Source organism: Bradyrhizobium yuanmingense (assembly GCF_029167105.1).
Classification (GTDB): domain Bacteria; phylum Pseudomonadota; class Alphaproteobacteria; order Rhizobiales; family Xanthobacteraceae; genus Bradyrhizobium; species Bradyrhizobium yuanmingense_A.
Genome location: NZ_JARFML010000007.1, coordinates 93,568 through 107,495, shown reverse-complemented (window position 1 = coordinate 107,495; position 13,928 = coordinate 93,568). Strand labels below are relative to the sequence as shown.

The window sequence follows — 13,928 nt, the reverse complement described above, 5'->3', positions numbered from 1 at the left end:
AGATGATGGAGGCGTATGTGAGCAAAAGAAGAATTGCGGCTGCAGCGATGGGTCTCGCCGGCGCGCTGACGGCCTCGCAGGCCCAGGCCCAGTCGGCAAGCAGCAGCGAGCAGGAGATCGCGCTGTTGAAGCAGCAGTTGAAGATGCTCGAGCAGAAGCTCGACAAGCTGCAGAGCCAGACCGCGGCGAACACGGCCGCCACAGCAAAGGCGAAAGTCGAAGCCAAGGCAGAGGCAAAGGCCGAGGCGCGCGCGGAGGCAAAGGCCGCGGTGGCCAATGCCAACGCGGCAATCCCCGTCAAGGGGCCGGCGCCGGCGTCCGGCGTCGTCGTGACGATGCCGAACAACCGGCCGACGATCTGCACCGCCGACCAGGCCAACTGCGTCGCCATCACCAGCCGCCTGCATTGGGATGTCGGCGGCTACGACTATCGTCCCAACACCGCGGCGACGGTGCCGCAGAAGCTTGACAGCGGCCAGAACGTCCGCCGCGCGCGCATCGGTGTCACCGGCAAGTTCTTTCACGATTGGAACTTCGCCCTCGTCTACGATTTCGGCGGCTCGTCCGACGGATTTGGCGGCGCCGCGCCGGGATCGCTGCCCGGTGGCGGCGTCTCCGGCGTCGAAAACGCCTATATCAGTTACACCGGCCTGAAACCGTTCGGCGGCAAGATGGCGATCGAGGCCGGCATCATGGATCTGCCATACACGCTCGACGAAGCGACGAGCTCGAACGACATCATGTTCATGGAGCGCGCCTCGCCCGGCGTGATCGCGACCAACATCGCTGCCGGTGACTTCCGTTCCGCGGCCGGTGCGCGCTGGTTCAACGACCAGCTCTGGATCGGCGGCTATGTCACGGGACCGACGACCGGTGCGATCCATTCCGCCTCGAGCGCGGCGCCGCCCGGCACCAGCGAGCAATATGGTGCCGTGGCGCGCGTCGCCGGCAATCCGATCAGCACCAAGGACTACTCGGTGCATATCGGCGCCAATGCGCAATGGCTGATCCAGCCGCCGCGCAATCTGATCGCCAACACCCAGACGGTCACGCTCAGCGATCGTCCGGAATTGCGTCTCGACCCGACCACGCTGATCTCGACCGGCGCTATCGCCAATGCCTCGGGCGCGCAGGTCTACAGCGTCGAGGCGGCGGCGACCTACGGTCCGTTCATCGTCCAGGGCGAGTATTTCTGGTACAATGTCGATCGCACCGCCAACACAGCCGTGCCGTTGACGGGTGCACCGAGCCTGAAATTCCAAGGCGGCTACGCGCAGGCCGGCTATGTGCTGACCGGCGAAGGCCGGTCCTACAATGCGGCGAACGCGGCCTATAGCGGCGTCAAGCCGGCGCATCCGTTCTCGCTCGACGGCGGCGGCTGGGGCGCGTGGGAGATCGCAGGACGGTTCTCGACGATCGACCTCAACGATCAGCTCGCGACGGCGAGCGGCGTCGCAGGCGGCCGGCAGACCGTCTATACGCTCGCGCTCAACTGGTACGTCAACGGCAACGTGCGCTTCATGCTCGACTATCTGCACGGCACGGTATCGCGACAGGCCTCGCCGATCTCGACCGCCGACGTCGGCTCGAAGTTCGACGCGGTCGCGATGCGCACGCAATTCGCGTTCTAAATTTCCACCTCTCCCGCAGGGAGAGGTCGCGCCGAAGGCGCGGGTGAGGGGTTACGCTCCACTGAGGATGCCGCGCCCCCTCACCCGAATTGCTCCGCAATTCGACCTCTCCCCGTCGGGGAGAGGTGACGGCACCGCCCCCTCACCTTCATCACGCCGCGCGCTTCTTCTTCACGACCACGGGCGGCGGCGCGCAGGACAACCGCTCCTGGTGGCTCTCGCCCCAGGCCTTCAGGATGTCGATCACGGGCCTCAGGCTCTCGCCCAGCTCGGACAGGCAATACTCCACGCGCGGCGGCACCTCGGCATAGACCTTGCGGATGACGAGCTTGTCTTCCTCCAGCGCGCGCAGCTGCTTCGTCAGCATGCGCTGGGTGATGCCGGGCATCCGGCGGCGCAATTCGCCGAAGCGCTGGGTGCCGCTCTGCAGGTGGTAGAGGATCACGCCCTTCCACTTGCCGTCGATCAGGTCCAGCGTCGCCTCGACCGAGCAGCCTGGACGGCGGGCGAAATTACGGCGTTTCATGCGGCTTTTCCCAATAGTATCCAAACAGGGACTATATCCCCGAATTTACAGTACTTGCCAAATCGGAGCCAGAGCGACAGTTAGGGCAGCGGGCGAACAAAGCCATTTGATGGAGACACGCCATGAAAGCCGTCGGCTACAAGAAATCGCTTCCGATCGAGGACGCGGAATCACTGTTCGATTTCGAGACCGCTAAACCCGACCCCAAAGGGCGCGACATCCGCGTCGCCGTGAAGGCGATCTCGGCCAATCCGGTCGACTACAAAGTGCGCAAGCGCGCCGCCCCGCCCGAGGGCGAGACGAAAATCCTCGGCTACGACGCGGCCGGCGTGGTCGATGCCGTCGGTCCCGACGTGACGCTGTTCAAGCCGGGCGACGAGGTGTTCTACGCCGGCTCGATCCTGCGTCAGGGCACCAACGCCGAATTCCACCTGGTCGACGAGCGCATCGTCGGCAACAAGCCGAAGAGCCTGTCGTTCGCGCAAGCCGCCGCTCTTCCCCTCACCTCCATCACCGCCTGGGAGCTGCTGTTCGACCGGCTCGGCGCAGTGCCGGGCAAGAGCGTCGATCCGCGCACCCTCTTGATCACCGGCGGCGCCGGCGGCGTCGGCTCGATCCTGATCCAGCTCGCCCGCCGCCTCACCGGGCTGACGGTGCTTGCCACCGCCACGCGGCCGGAATCGCAGAAATGGTGCCTCGATCTCGGCGCGCATGCGGTGATCGACCATGGCAAGCCGATGAAGGAGCAGATCGAGAAACTGAAGCTGCCGCCGGTCGCACTCGTGGCAAGCCTCACCTTTACCGACCAGCACTACAAGGCGATTGCGGAATTCATGGCACCGCAGGGCAAGTTCGGCCTGATCGACGATCCTCCGGAGTTCACGATTGCCGCATTCAAGGGCAAGGCGATCTCGGTGCACTGGGAATCGATGTTCACGCGCTCCTCGTTCCAGACCCCTGACATGATCGCGCAGCATCATCTGCTCAATGATGTGGCAGACCTTATCGATAAAGGCGTGTTGCGCACCACGCTCGACCAGACCTTCGGCACGATCAACGCCGCCAACCTCAAGCGCGCGCACGCGCTGCTGGAGAGCGGCAAGTCGCGCGGCAAGATCGTGCTGGAGGGGTGGTAGGCTTGGCACTCCGCGTCAATTGAGGCATCATGCATCTGCGGTCCCGGAAAAGAGGGTCGCCCCCCGCCCTCCGGGACCAGCAACAAGCAGGTTGATGATGACCGAACCATGCGACCTGTCGGCGGTCGCGGCACGCGCGCTGATCGGCCAACGCAAGCTATCCCCCGTCGAGCTCACCGATAGCTGCATCCGCCGCATCGAAGCGGTCGATCCGGCGGTCAACGCCGTCGTTGCGCGCTCGTTCGAAACCGCGCGCAAGTCGGCGCGCGAGCGCGAGGCCGCCGTGATGCGCGGTGAGACCCTCGGCGCCGTGCACGGGTTGCCGCTCGGTGTCAAAGACCTGATCGACGCCGAAGGATTGCCGACCAGCTTCGGCAGCGTGCTGTTCGCGGACAATGTCGCCTCGCAGGACGAGGCCATCGTCGCGATGCTCAAGCGCGAGGGCGCGATCGTCATCGGCAAGACGAACGTGCCGGAATGGGGCGCCGGAGGCAATACGCGCAACGCCGTCTATGGCGCGACCGGCAATCCCTTCGATCCCAATCGATCCGCCGCCGGTTCGTCGGGTGGATCGGCCGTCGCACTCGCCACTGGGATGGTGCCGCTCGCGACCGGATCCGATACCGGCGGCTCGGTACGGAATCCGGCATCCTTTTGCGGCGTGGTCGGATTCCGGCCCTCGCCAGGACTGATCGCCAGCAACAGCCGCAACATGGCCTGGCTGCAGATCTCACAGCTCGGGCCGATGGCGAGAACCGTGTCGGACGCTTGCCTCATGTTGTCCTGCATGCTGGATCGTGACGCCCGCGATCCGCTATCGGCGATCCTTCATGCGGGCGGTGCGCCTTCGCCAGTGCCCTATCGCAATCCGCTGCGCGTCGATCTCTCCGCGCTCCGCATTGCTGCGACCACCGATTTCGGCTTTGCGCCGACCGAGGGGGCGGTCGCCCGCGCCTTCAAACAGAAGCTCAATTCGTTCGAAACGGTGTTTCGCACGGTCGACTGGACCCATCCTGATTGCACTGGCGCGGACGAGGTGTTCAGCATCCTGCGCGCCGTCGCATTCCTCGGCCGCCACCGTGAGCTCGTGGAGAAATTTCCGGACAAGGTCGGGCCCAACGTTCGCGACAACGTTGCGGAGGGGCTCGGCTATTCCGCTGCCGACGTCGCACGTGCGCTTTCGATGCAGACCGACCTTTACCGGCGCTGGCAGACCTTCTTCGCGGATCATGATTTCATTCTCGCGCCTGCGGTGACCATCAGTCCACGGCCGTGGTCGGAGCTCTATCCAGCCGAGATCGACGGCCGGCCGACCAAGAGCTACTTCCACTGGCTCGCGCTCGCCTATGCCGTCACCAATGTCGGCCATCCCACCGTCGCAATCCCCGCCGGACGCGACGGCGCCGGCCTGCCGTTCGGCATCCAGGTGATCGGCCCGCGCGGCGGCGATCTCTTGACGCTCGCAGTCGCGCGCGAAATCGAAGCGGTCCTTGCCGCCAATCCGGACACCGCCCGCCCCGTTCCCGACATTGCATGGCTTGCCAAACAGCCGCCAATTGCGGGCAAGCCGGGATTTCTCGCCTTCGATTGAACCTCACCTGCGGAAAAACGACACGATGAAAACAACGTTCCTGACGCTTGCGCTCGCCGCCATCGGCTCGATCAGCGTCAACGCGCTCGCAACCGCGCAATCGGCCTATCCCGAGAAATCCTTGCAACTGATCGTCCCGTTCCCGCCGGGCGGAGCCTCCGACGTGGTGGCCCGCATCATCGGCGGCGAGCTCGAAGCGCGGCTCGGCAAGCCCGTGATCATCATGAACCGTCCCGGCGGCGGCACCACGATCGCCGCCAAGGAGGTCGCGCGCGCGGCGCCCGATGGATACACGCTGTTCTTCAGCTCGAATTCGAGCTTCACTTTGCCGGCCGCCGTGAAGGAGAGCGTTCCTTACGACGCGGCCAAGGATTTTGAACCGCTCGGCCGGGTCGGCAAGATCACCCTGGCGCTGGTCACCTACAAGGACAATCCGGTCAAGGATCTGCCCGCGCTGGTCGCGGAGGCAAAGGCCAATCCGGACAAGCTGTCGCTGGCCTCCTTCGGCGTCGCCACGGTGTCGCATTTCGCCGGCGAGTTGTTCAAGTCGAATGCCGGAATCAAGATGGTCCACCTGCCCTACAAGGGCAGCGCGCCGGCCATGAACGATCTCATCGGCAAGCACATTCAATACCATGTCGACACCGTGATCGCCGTTAAACCGCAAATCGAGGCCGGCGCCGTCAAGGTGATGGCCGTGTTCTCGAGCCAGCGCACACCATTCCTGCCCGACGTACCGACATTGGCAGAGCTCGGCTATCCCGCCATCGACTTCTCGTCATGGGGCGCGGTGGTCGCGCCCAAGGGGCTGCCGCCACCGGTTCGCGACAAGCTCACGGCGACGCTGGAGGACATCATCAACAGCCCCTCGGTTGCCGAGCGCTTCGTCAAGGTCGGCTTCGAGCCCGGCTTCGCACGCTTCGACGACTGGGCCGGTGCGGTGACCAAGGAGACGGCCAAGATGAAGGACATCGCGCAAAAAGCCGGAATCAAGGACGAGTAGCCGATCGCCTACGGCGTCGATACGCCTTCGACAAGCAGCAGCCTGCGCTCCAGTGCGCTCGTGCGCAGCTTCAGGGCTTCGGCATACTCGGAGGAGGCGTACCACTCCTTCAGCCGCGCCATCGTCGGGAACTCCGCGATGACGATGGCGTTGGGTGGTGGACCGCCCTCCAGCAGCTCGGCGTGACCGCCGCGGACGAGATAACGCCCGCCGTACTGCGCGATCGTCTTGGCGGCCAGCGCGCGATAGGCTTCGAATGCGGCTCGGTCGCGCACCTCGACCTCCGAGATCACATAGGCCGCCATGCGCATCTCCTCAGGCGATCGTGTTGACGATGCCGCCTTCCGCGCGCAGCGCTGCGCCGTTTGTGGCGGATGCCTCCTTCGAGGCGACATAGACCACCATGTTGGCGATCTCGTCGACGCTCGCGAAGCGCTGCAGCAGCGAGCTCGGGCGATGCTGCTTGACGAAGTTGGCGGCGGCTTCATCCACGGACTGGCCGTTCTGCCTGGCGAGATCCTTGACGAACGTCTCGACGCCTTCCGACATGGTCGGGCCCGGCAGCACGGAATTGACGGTGACGCCGGTGCCAGCGGTGAGCTGCGCCAGGCCGCGCGCGACCGAAAGCTGGGCCGTCTTGGTCATGCCGTAGTGGATCATCTCGACGGGAATGTTGAGCCCGGATTCCGAGGAGATGAAGACGATGCGGCCCCAATTGCGCGGGAGCATGCCCTTCATGTACGCGCGCGACAGGCGCACGCCGCTCATCACATTCACCTCGAAGAATCGGCTCCAGTCCTCGTCGGGGATGTCGAAGAAATCCTTGGGCTCGAAGATGCCGGCATTGTTGATGAGGATATCGACCTCGGGCAGCGCCGCAACGAGGTCCTTGCAGCCTGCTGCGGTCGAGACGTCGGCCGCGATGCCGCGGACCTTGGCGCCCGTTCCTTCCAGCCTGCGCACCGCCGCATCGACCTTGTCCTGGCTGCGGCCGTTGATCACGACGCTGGCGCCGGAGTCTGCGAGGCCCTTGGCGATGGCGTGGCCGATGCCGGCGGTCGAGCCGGTCACGAGGGCTGTCTTTCCGGAAAGGTCGATGTTCATGCGATGCCTCCATGGATGTGGCTGGAGATATCGGAAGCGGCTCCCTCAGCTGCAATCAGGGCTCACCGACGCGTGAGGCTGGACCATGGCCTAATTCGTGATGCCCTTCAGAATTGCAACGTCCCTCGTTCCGTCCAGAACTTGCTCAAACTCCTCCACGAACCGGTCGAGGGCCGCATATTCCGCCCGAAAGCGAACCGTTGCGGAGTTCTGCATGTCGGCATCGGGAGTCTTCCAGACCTCGGAAGAGACGTCCACTTGCACGAGGAGCGTTCCTCGGCTGTCGTGCGGCTTGATTGTAATCCGGAGATGGCATTGGTACCTGGGATCGCCTTCGGCCCAAAAGCCGCCTGCCAGCGTTGGCGGGCCGACTGACGGCAAGGGAAATGCCCGAAGCGCTGTTAAGAAGGTGCCCTTCACGTGGGTTCGATCAAACCAGGCCGCACCCTGTGCAGAGAATTGACCTGACTTAACTGTCGCAGTGATCTGACCCGTGTACTCTTCATCCGTCCAGTAAACGACACGCAATTCAGTATCGCTCATTGCGAAGCTCCGCCTTGCCGCGCCTGACATATCGCCAGCGCGGCCGCCTGTAGCAAGTGCTGCACTCATGTCAAAAAAAAGCGGCGCCGAAGCGCCGCTTTCTCGAAACTCGATACCGGTCGGGCTTACGCCGCTTCGGCTTCCTTTTCCTGCACCGGGCCCGAATCCTGGCCCTTGGCATCGACGTCGCGATCGACGAACTCGATCACGGCCATCGCGGCGTTGTCGCCGTAGCGGAAGCCGGCCTTGATGATGCGGGTGTAGCCGCCCTGGCGGTCCTTGTAGCGGGTCGCGAGCGTATCGAAGAGCTTCTTGACCATGTCGACGTCGCGCAGCTCGGAGATGGCCTGACGGCGCAGCGACAGGCCGCCCTTCTTGCCGAGGGTGACGAGTTTCTCGACGATCGGGCGAAGCTCCTTGGCCTTGGGCAGCGTGGTGACGATCTGCTCGTGCTTGATCAGCGCGGCCGCCATGTTGGCGAACATCGCCTTGCGGTGCTCGGCCGTCCGGTTGAGCTTCCGATGAACCTTGCCGTGACGCATGTGTGTAGTCCTTCTTCGATTGTGTCGCGGTGGTTCAGCGACTGGTTTTCAGGTGGGCTTCCTGCGTTCGCCCTAGGCTGCGAGTGGCGAATGGTGAGTAGCGAATAGATCTTCTTCCCCTATTCGCCACTCCCTACTCGCCATTCGCTCAGTAATGATCCTCGAAGCGCTTGGCGAGCTCGTCGATGTTCTCCGGCGGCCAGCCCGGCACTTCCATGCCGAGGTGCAGACCCATCTGGGCCAGCACTTCCTTGATCTCGTTCAGCGACTTGCGGCCGAAGTTCGGGGTGCGGAGCATTTCCGCCTCGCTCTTCTGCACGAGGTCGCCGATATAGACGATGTTGTCGTTCTTCAGGCAGTTGGCCGAACGCACCGACAGCTCGAGCTCGTCCACCTTCTTGAGGAAGGCCGGGTTGAAGGCGAGGTCCGGGATGATCTCCTGGGCGACTTCCTTGCGCGGCTCTTCGAAGTTGACGAACACGTTGAGCTGATCCTGCAGGATGCGGGCGGCGTAGGCCACCGAGTCATCCGGCGTGATCGCGCCGTTGGTCTCGATCGTCATGGTCAGCTTGTCGTAGTCGAGGATCTGGCCCTCGCGGGTGTTCTCGACCTTGTAGGAGACCTTGCGGACGGGCGAGTACAGGCTGTCGACCGGGATCAGGCCGATCGGCGCATCCTCGGGACGGTTGCGCTCGGCGGGCACGTAGCCCTTGCCGGTCGAGACCGTGAACTCCATGCGGATCTCGGCGCCCTCGTCGAGCGTGCAGATCTGCAGATCGGGGTTGAGCACGACCACATCGCCGACGGTCTGAATGTCGCCGGCGGTGACGACACCCGGGCCCTGCTTCTTCACGACCATGCGCTTGGGGCCTTCGCCCTGCATCTTGATCGAGATGTCCTTGATGTTGAGCACGATGTCGGTGACGTCCTCACGGACGCCCGCGATCGAGGAGAACTCGTGCAGCACGCCGTCGATGTGCACCGACTGCACCGCCGCGCCCTGGAGCGAGGAGAGCAGGATGCGGCGCAGCGCATTGCCGAGGGTCTGGCCGAAGCCACGCTCGAGCGGCTCGGCGACGATGGTCGCGAAACGCGAGGGATCGCTGCCGGGCGTGACCTGGAGCTTGTTCGGCCGAATCAGTTCTTGCCAATTTTTCTGGATCGTCACTGTTTCACCCATACAGGCCAGTCAATTTGACGGTGCAAATACTGGCGTTGGAGAAAGGCCGCAGATCATTCCCGCGGCTTCTTGCAAAGTCGCCGCGGGCGCCGACGCGCCCGCAGCTCGTCAAAATCAAACGCGCCGACGCTTGCGGGGACGGCAACCGTTGTGCGGGATCGTGGTCACGTCGCGGATCGAGGTGACGGTGAAGCCGGCGGCCTGGAGCGCGCGGAGCGCCGATTCGCGGCCCGAACCGGGACCGGCGACCTCGACTTCCAGCGTGCGCATGCCGTGCTCCTGCGCCTTCTTGGACACGTCCTCGGCGGCAACCTGCGCGGCATACGGGGTCGACTTGCGCGAGCCCTTGAAGCCCATCGTGCCGGCCGAAGACCAGGCGATCGTGTTGCCCTGCGCGTCGGTGATGGTGATGGTCGTGTTGTTGAACGACGAGTTCACATGCGCGACGCCGGAGGCGATGTTCTTGCGCTCACGACGACGAACGCGGGTGGCTTCCTTGCCCATTGAGTCCCTTTCCTGAAGATCTCAAACGCCGCCGTAATGCCAGCGGCTACACCTGTGGAACGAAAAGCGCGTGGCGAACGGGCCATGCCCTTTCGCCACACGCCGCGATTGGATTCGAAAACTTACTTCTTCTTGCCGGCGATGGCCTTGGCCGGGCCCTTGCGCGTGCGCGCATTGGTGTGGGTCCGCTGACCGCGCACCGGCAGACCGCGACGATGACGCAGGCCGCGATAGCAGCCGAGGTCCATCAGACGCTTGATGTTGATGCCGACCTCACGACGCAGGTCGCCCTCGACGAGATAGTCGCGGTCGATCACTTCGCGGATCTGGAGCACTTCGGCGTCGCTGAGCTGATTGACGCGACGATCCACGGGGATCTTCACCTTCTCGAGGATCTCACCAGCGATCTTCTGGCCGATGCCATGGATGTACTGGAGCGCGATCAGCACGCGCTTGTTGGTGGGAATGTTCACGCCGGCAATACGGGCCACGGCCTTCTCTCCTGTTGCCGATCCCTCGTCAGGGATCGGGCTTTAAGTGCTTGCGTTCTCGGGCAGGTGTTCACAAACGCGAACACGACGCCCACCCCCGGTCTTCCTGGGGCCCGGCATCGTCTGAAACTATCCGACTTGGATGCGGGGCTTATTAGGGGATTCCGGGGGCTTTCGTCAACCGCTGCTAGCGTTTGGCTCGCTTTTTCGTGACCTTTTTTGCGGCCTTTTTGGCACCCTTTTTGACGGTCTTCTTGGCTGCTTTCTTGACGGTTTTCTTGGAGGCTTTCTTGGCCGCCTTCTTTGGGCCTTTCACCGCCGATTTGGTGGCCTTTTTTACCGATTTCGCGCCCTTTTTGGCCGTTTTTGCCGGCCTTGCAGCCGCCTTCTTCCCCGCCTTGCCCTTTTTAGCCGGCGCCGCCTTGGCGGCGCTCCGGGCATGCGTCTTGGGCTCGATCGCCCCCAGAGCCAGCAGCTGGCGGTGGATGGCGCGGGTGACCTCGTCGATGGTCATCATGCCGTCGATGGTCGAGAGCTTCCGCCGCTCGGAATAGTAGTGAATCAGCGGTTCCGTCTGGCTGCGATAGCTGGCCAGCCGCTTGGTCAGGACCTCCGGGGTATCGTCGAGCCGGACCTCCTCGCCGCGCTCCCGCATCTGGGCGACGCGGGTCTCGACGCGGCTCAGAAGCGCGCTCTCATTGACCCGGAGCTCGATCACGGCGTCGAGCTTGAGGTGCTTGCGCTTGAGCAGCTCGTCCAGCGCCTCGGCCTGCGGCACGGTGCGGGGGAAACCGTCGAGGATGAAACCGCTCTTGGCGTCCGGCTGCTCGATGCGATCGGAAATGATTCCCACCACGACGTCATCGGGCACCAGGCCGCCGCTCGCCATGATCTCCTTGGCCTTCAACCCGACCGGGGTGCCGGCCGCAACCGCGGCACGCAGCATCTCGCCAGTCGAGAGCTGGACGATGCCATAGCGCTGCACCAGGAGCTGGGCCTGGGTCCCCTTGCCCGACCCCGGCGGTCCCAGAAGTATAATTCTCATCGGCGTACGCCCCCCGGATTGGTGAGCGACACCTCGCGCACCTGCGTTTTGATATCAAGAACGGTGCAAACCACAACCAGCACTGCACCACCATTGACGACCATACTATAAGGCAGCCCGATCCCGTAAAGCTCGAACACCTCCGGAATCAACTGCAACGCCGTCAGGTAGACGGCTCCGACGACTGTCGTCAATGACACGACGCGATCGAGATAGTCCGCGGTGGCCTCGCCGGGAGCGACACCTGGAATTGCGCCATCGTGGCGGGTCAGGGATTTGGCGGTGTATTCGGGATCGACCACATAAGCAGTGTAGACGAAGGCGAGCACGAACACGGCGATCGACACGAGGATGAGGTGCGCCGGCTGCCCCAGCTGGAGATGCCGGTAGGTTGCGGCAACCAGGGGATGATCGCCTCCCAGGATGAAGCCCGCAAAGGCAAGCGGCAGATAGAATATCCACGGCGCTACGGTGACGGGAATCAGGAAGCCGGCGCTGTTGAGCTTGATCGGCAGTATCGCATCGCGCACAGGCAGTTGCCGCGTACCGACGCTTTGTGCGGCGAACTGGACCCGGATATTTCGCCGCGCGCCTTCGACAAGCACGATCACGACGACGATCGCGATCCAGAACACGACATGGCCGAGCACAAGATTGCCCGAGATCGTCCCGCTCCGCACGAGATCCGCGATACCGGCAATGTTTTGCGGAATGGCGACGATGAAGCCGGCGCTCAAGATCAGCGCCAAGCCATTGCCGATGCCGTAGCGGGTCATCTGTTCGCTGAGCCACACCAGCACGAAGACGCCGCCGACCATCGAGGCGGTAGCGGTCGTCACGAACCAGCCGTCGGGATTTTTGACGAGGCCCGGGATCGACGTCATTGCCGAGGCGATGCCATAGGCCTGGAAGGCCGCAATTCCGAGTGTGAGCCCGAGCGTGGCACGTGCGATCTTACGCCGTCCGCCCTCGCCGGAGCGTTCGAGCGAATTCGGGCCGCGCCACACCACGGACAGCAGTCGGATGAAGATTGCCGCAGTCAGATAGGGAATGAGGCCGAGCGCAAAGATCGAAAGCCGGGAGACGAGATCCAGCGTCGGCGAGACGTCGGAGAGATTTACACCCGCAATCGGGATCTGCGTGCCGAGCCTGAAAAGGAGCAGCGCGCCGATCGTGAAAGCGATTCGGCGCGCGAGCTCCCTGCTCATCTACGGCGGCCCCGCAGCTTGGACTTGCGGATCAGACCTTCATACTGGTGCGCCAGCAGATAGCCCTGGACCTGCGCCACCGTGTCCATGGTGACGCTGACGACGATCAGCAGCGAGGTGCCGCCGAAATAGAACGGCACCGAGGCGTAGGAGATCAGGATTTCCGGGATCAAGCAGACGATGGCGAGATAAATCGCACCCAGCACGGTGATGCGCGACAGCACGTAGTCGATGTATTCCGCGGTGCGTTCGCCCGGGCGAATGCCGGGAATGAAGCCGCCGTGCTTCTTCAGATTGTCCGCGGTCTCGGTCGGGTTGAACACGATCGCGGTGTAGAAGAAGGCGAAGAACACGATCAGCGCCAGATACATGATCAGGAACAGCGGACGGCCATGGCCGAGCTGGGTGGTGATCCACTGGAACCATTCCGGCCCGCTGCCCGTGTTGAAGTTCGCAACCGTCGTCGGCAAGAGGAGCAGCGAGGATGCGAAGATCGGCGGGATCACGCCGGAGGTGTTGAGCTTGAGCGGCAGATGCGAGGACTGGCCCTCGAACATCTTGTTGCCGACCTGGCGCTTCGGATACTGGATCAAGAGGCGGCGCTGGGCGCGCTCCATGAACACGATGAAGGCGATCACGACGACGGCCATGATGATGACGACCAGGATCAGGCCGGTCGACATCGCGCCCTGACGGCCGAGCTCGAGCATGCCGGCGAGCGCCGCGGGCAACTCGGCGACGATGCCGGCGAGAATGATCAGCGAAATGCCGTTGCCAATGCCACGCGAGGTGATCTGCTCGCCGAGCCACATCAGGAACATGGTGCCGCCGGTCAGCGTGATCGCCGTGGACAGGCGGAAGAACATGCCGGGCTCGCTGACGACGTTGCCGGCGCCTTCGAGGCCGACGGCGATGCCGTAGGACTGGAATGCGGCCAGGATGACGGTCAGATAGCGCGTGTACTGGTTCAGCGTCTTGCGGCCGGCCTCGCCTTCCTTCTTCAGCGCCTCGAGCTGTGGCGAGACGGTGGTGAGGAGCTGGATGATGATCGAGGCCGAGATGTACGGCATGATGTTCAGCGCGAAGATCGCCATGCGGTGGATGCCGCCGCCGGCGAACATGTTGAACATGCCTAGGATGCCGCCCGCCTGGGAGCGGAACACCTGCTCCCAGATGTTGGGATCGATGCCCGGCAGCGGGATGTACGTCCCGAGCCGATAAACGAGCAGCGCACCCAGGGTGAACCAGATGCGCTTCTTCAGTTCGTCGGCCTTGGCAAACGCGCCGAAATTGAGATTGGCTGCCAGTTGTTCCGCTGCAGAGACCATCTTGGACTTTCTCCCGCCGCCTGTTGCGCCGTCATGCCCGCGGCCGGGCTAGTTTAGCGGACGCCGGACATTATCTGGGGCTCGGCTTCGATAAGT

Annotated in this window: 15 protein-coding genes; 4 read left to right on the top strand and 11 right to left on the bottom strand. The window is 63.8% G+C overall.

The features are described 5' to 3' along the window. Positions 1-17: 17 nt before the first annotated feature. Entirely contained in the window at positions 18-1,631 is a 1,614-nt protein-coding gene (locus P0R31_RS11475; protein ID WP_275514143.1) for an OprO/OprP family phosphate-selective porin, read from the top strand. 151 nt (positions 1,632-1,782) lie between these two features. Here P0R31_RS11475 and P0R31_RS11470 read toward each other — a convergent pair whose 3' ends face one another. Continuing rightward, positions 1,783-2,157 carry a winged helix-turn-helix transcriptional regulator gene (locus P0R31_RS11470; protein ID WP_057029641.1) on the bottom strand — a complete coding sequence of 125 codons (375 nt, stop codon included), beginning with the start codon at positions 2,155-2,157 and terminating at the stop codon, positions 1,783-1,785. A 122-nt stretch (positions 2,158-2,279) separates the two neighbouring features. Between P0R31_RS11470 and P0R31_RS11465 the strand changes: the two genes are divergently transcribed. The 3 genes from P0R31_RS11465 to P0R31_RS11455 all read left to right on the top strand — a co-directional run bounded on the left by P0R31_RS11465 (position 2,280) and on the right by P0R31_RS11455 (position 5,887). Continuing rightward, positions 2,280-3,293, top strand: coding sequence for a zinc-binding alcohol dehydrogenase family protein (locus P0R31_RS11465; protein ID WP_275511141.1), 1,014 nt, complete (start codon positions 2,280-2,282; stop codon positions 3,291-3,293). Between the two features lie 97 nt (positions 3,294-3,390). Continuing rightward, positions 3,391-4,884, top strand: a complete 1,494-nt coding sequence (locus P0R31_RS11460) for an amidase (protein WP_275514269.1) — start codon at positions 3,391-3,393, stop codon at positions 4,882-4,884. A 25-nt stretch (positions 4,885-4,909) separates the two neighbouring features. Beyond that, entirely contained in the window at positions 4,910-5,887 is a 978-nt protein-coding gene (locus P0R31_RS11455) for a Bug family tripartite tricarboxylate transporter substrate binding protein (protein WP_275514142.1), read from the top strand. A gap of 8 nt (positions 5,888-5,895) precedes the next feature. Here the strand turns inward: P0R31_RS11455 and P0R31_RS11450 are convergent, their stop codons facing one another. From P0R31_RS11450 to secY, 10 genes are all read right to left on the bottom strand, one after another. Further along, positions 5,896-6,192, bottom strand: a complete 297-nt coding sequence (locus tag P0R31_RS11450) for a DUF1330 domain-containing protein (protein ID WP_275514141.1) — start codon at positions 6,190-6,192, stop codon at positions 5,896-5,898. Positions 6,193-6,202: 10 nt separating this feature from the next. Beyond that, positions 6,203-6,991: an SDR family NAD(P)-dependent oxidoreductase gene (locus tag P0R31_RS11445; protein WP_275514140.1), complete on the bottom strand. Its 789-nt coding sequence runs from the start codon at positions 6,989-6,991 to the stop codon at positions 6,203-6,205. A gap of 90 nt (positions 6,992-7,081) precedes the next feature. Next, positions 7,082-7,534, bottom strand: coding sequence for a hypothetical protein (locus P0R31_RS11440; protein ID WP_275514139.1), 453 nt, complete (start codon positions 7,532-7,534; stop codon positions 7,082-7,084). A 125-nt stretch (positions 7,535-7,659) separates the two neighbouring features. Continuing rightward, positions 7,660-8,076: a 50S ribosomal protein L17 gene (gene rplQ, locus P0R31_RS11435; RefSeq protein WP_025036979.1), complete on the bottom strand. Its 417-nt coding sequence runs from the start codon at positions 8,074-8,076 to the stop codon at positions 7,660-7,662. Between the two features lie 148 nt (positions 8,077-8,224). Then, a complete protein-coding gene (locus P0R31_RS11430) occupies positions 8,225-9,256 on the bottom strand; it encodes a DNA-directed RNA polymerase subunit alpha (protein WP_029674561.1) in 1,032 nt (343 codons plus the stop codon). Between the two features lie 114 nt (positions 9,257-9,370). Further along, the gene (gene rpsK, locus P0R31_RS11425; protein ID WP_007603045.1) at positions 9,371-9,760 is read right to left on the bottom strand and encodes a 30S ribosomal protein S11; all 390 of its coding nucleotides are present in this window, start codon (positions 9,758-9,760) and stop codon (positions 9,371-9,373) included. A gap of 122 nt (positions 9,761-9,882) precedes the next feature. After that, positions 9,883-10,251, bottom strand: a complete 369-nt coding sequence (rpsM, locus tag P0R31_RS11420; RefSeq protein WP_008549231.1) for a 30S ribosomal protein S13 — start codon at positions 10,249-10,251, stop codon at positions 9,883-9,885. Positions 10,252-10,438: 187 nt separating this feature from the next. Beyond that, entirely contained in the window at positions 10,439-11,296 is an 858-nt protein-coding gene (locus P0R31_RS11415; RefSeq protein WP_275514138.1) for an adenylate kinase, read from the bottom strand. Next, positions 11,293-12,504, bottom strand: coding sequence for a preprotein translocase subunit SecY (locus tag P0R31_RS11410; RefSeq protein WP_275514137.1), 1,212 nt, complete (start codon positions 12,502-12,504; stop codon positions 11,293-11,295). The genes P0R31_RS11415 and P0R31_RS11410 overlap by 4 nt, the downstream gene beginning before the upstream one ends. After that, the gene (gene secY / locus P0R31_RS11405; RefSeq protein WP_157280554.1) at positions 12,501-13,832 is read right to left on the bottom strand and encodes a preprotein translocase subunit SecY; all 1,332 of its coding nucleotides are present in this window, start codon (positions 13,830-13,832) and stop codon (positions 12,501-12,503) included. The genes P0R31_RS11410 and secY overlap by 4 nt, the downstream gene beginning before the upstream one ends. Positions 13,833-13,928 lie beyond the last annotated feature (96 nt).

Excerpts from the sequence above, each read along its gene's own strand:
- rpsK (WP_007603045.1), bottom strand. The coding sequence starts at position 9,760 with ATGGGCAAGGAAGCCACCCGCGTTCGTCGTCGTGAGCGCAAGAACATC.
- P0R31_RS11460 (WP_275514269.1), top strand. The coding sequence starts at position 3,391 with ATGACCGAACCATGCGACCTGTCGGCGGTCGCGGCACGCGCGCTGATC.
- secY (WP_157280554.1), bottom strand. The coding sequence starts at position 13,832 with ATGGTCTCTGCAGCGGAACAACTGGCAGCCAATCTCAATTTCGGCGCG.
- P0R31_RS11415 (WP_275514138.1), bottom strand. The coding sequence starts at position 11,296 with ATGAGAATTATACTTCTGGGACCGCCGGGGTCGGGCAAGGGGACCCAG.
- P0R31_RS11430 (WP_029674561.1), bottom strand. The coding sequence starts at position 9,256 with ATGGGTGAAACAGTGACGATCCAGAAAAATTGGCAAGAACTGATTCGG.
- P0R31_RS11410 (WP_275514137.1), bottom strand. The coding sequence starts at position 12,504 with ATGAGCAGGGAGCTCGCGCGCCGAATCGCTTTCACGATCGGCGCGCTG.
- rplQ (WP_025036979.1), bottom strand. The coding sequence starts at position 8,076 with ATGCGTCACGGCAAGGTTCATCGGAAGCTCAACCGGACGGCCGAGCAC.
- P0R31_RS11445 (WP_275514140.1), bottom strand. The coding sequence starts at position 6,991 with ATGAACATCGACCTTTCCGGAAAGACAGCCCTCGTGACCGGCTCGACC.
- P0R31_RS11450 (WP_275514141.1), bottom strand. The coding sequence starts at position 6,192 with ATGGCGGCCTATGTGATCTCGGAGGTCGAGGTGCGCGACCGAGCCGCA.
- P0R31_RS11465 (WP_275511141.1), top strand. The coding sequence starts at position 2,280 with ATGAAAGCCGTCGGCTACAAGAAATCGCTTCCGATCGAGGACGCGGAA.
- P0R31_RS11455 (WP_275514142.1), top strand. The coding sequence starts at position 4,910 with ATGAAAACAACGTTCCTGACGCTTGCGCTCGCCGCCATCGGCTCGATC.
- P0R31_RS11470 (WP_057029641.1), bottom strand. The coding sequence starts at position 2,157 with ATGAAACGCCGTAATTTCGCCCGCCGTCCAGGCTGCTCGGTCGAGGCG.
- P0R31_RS11440 (WP_275514139.1), bottom strand. The coding sequence starts at position 7,534 with ATGAGCGATACTGAATTGCGTGTCGTTTACTGGACGGATGAAGAGTAC.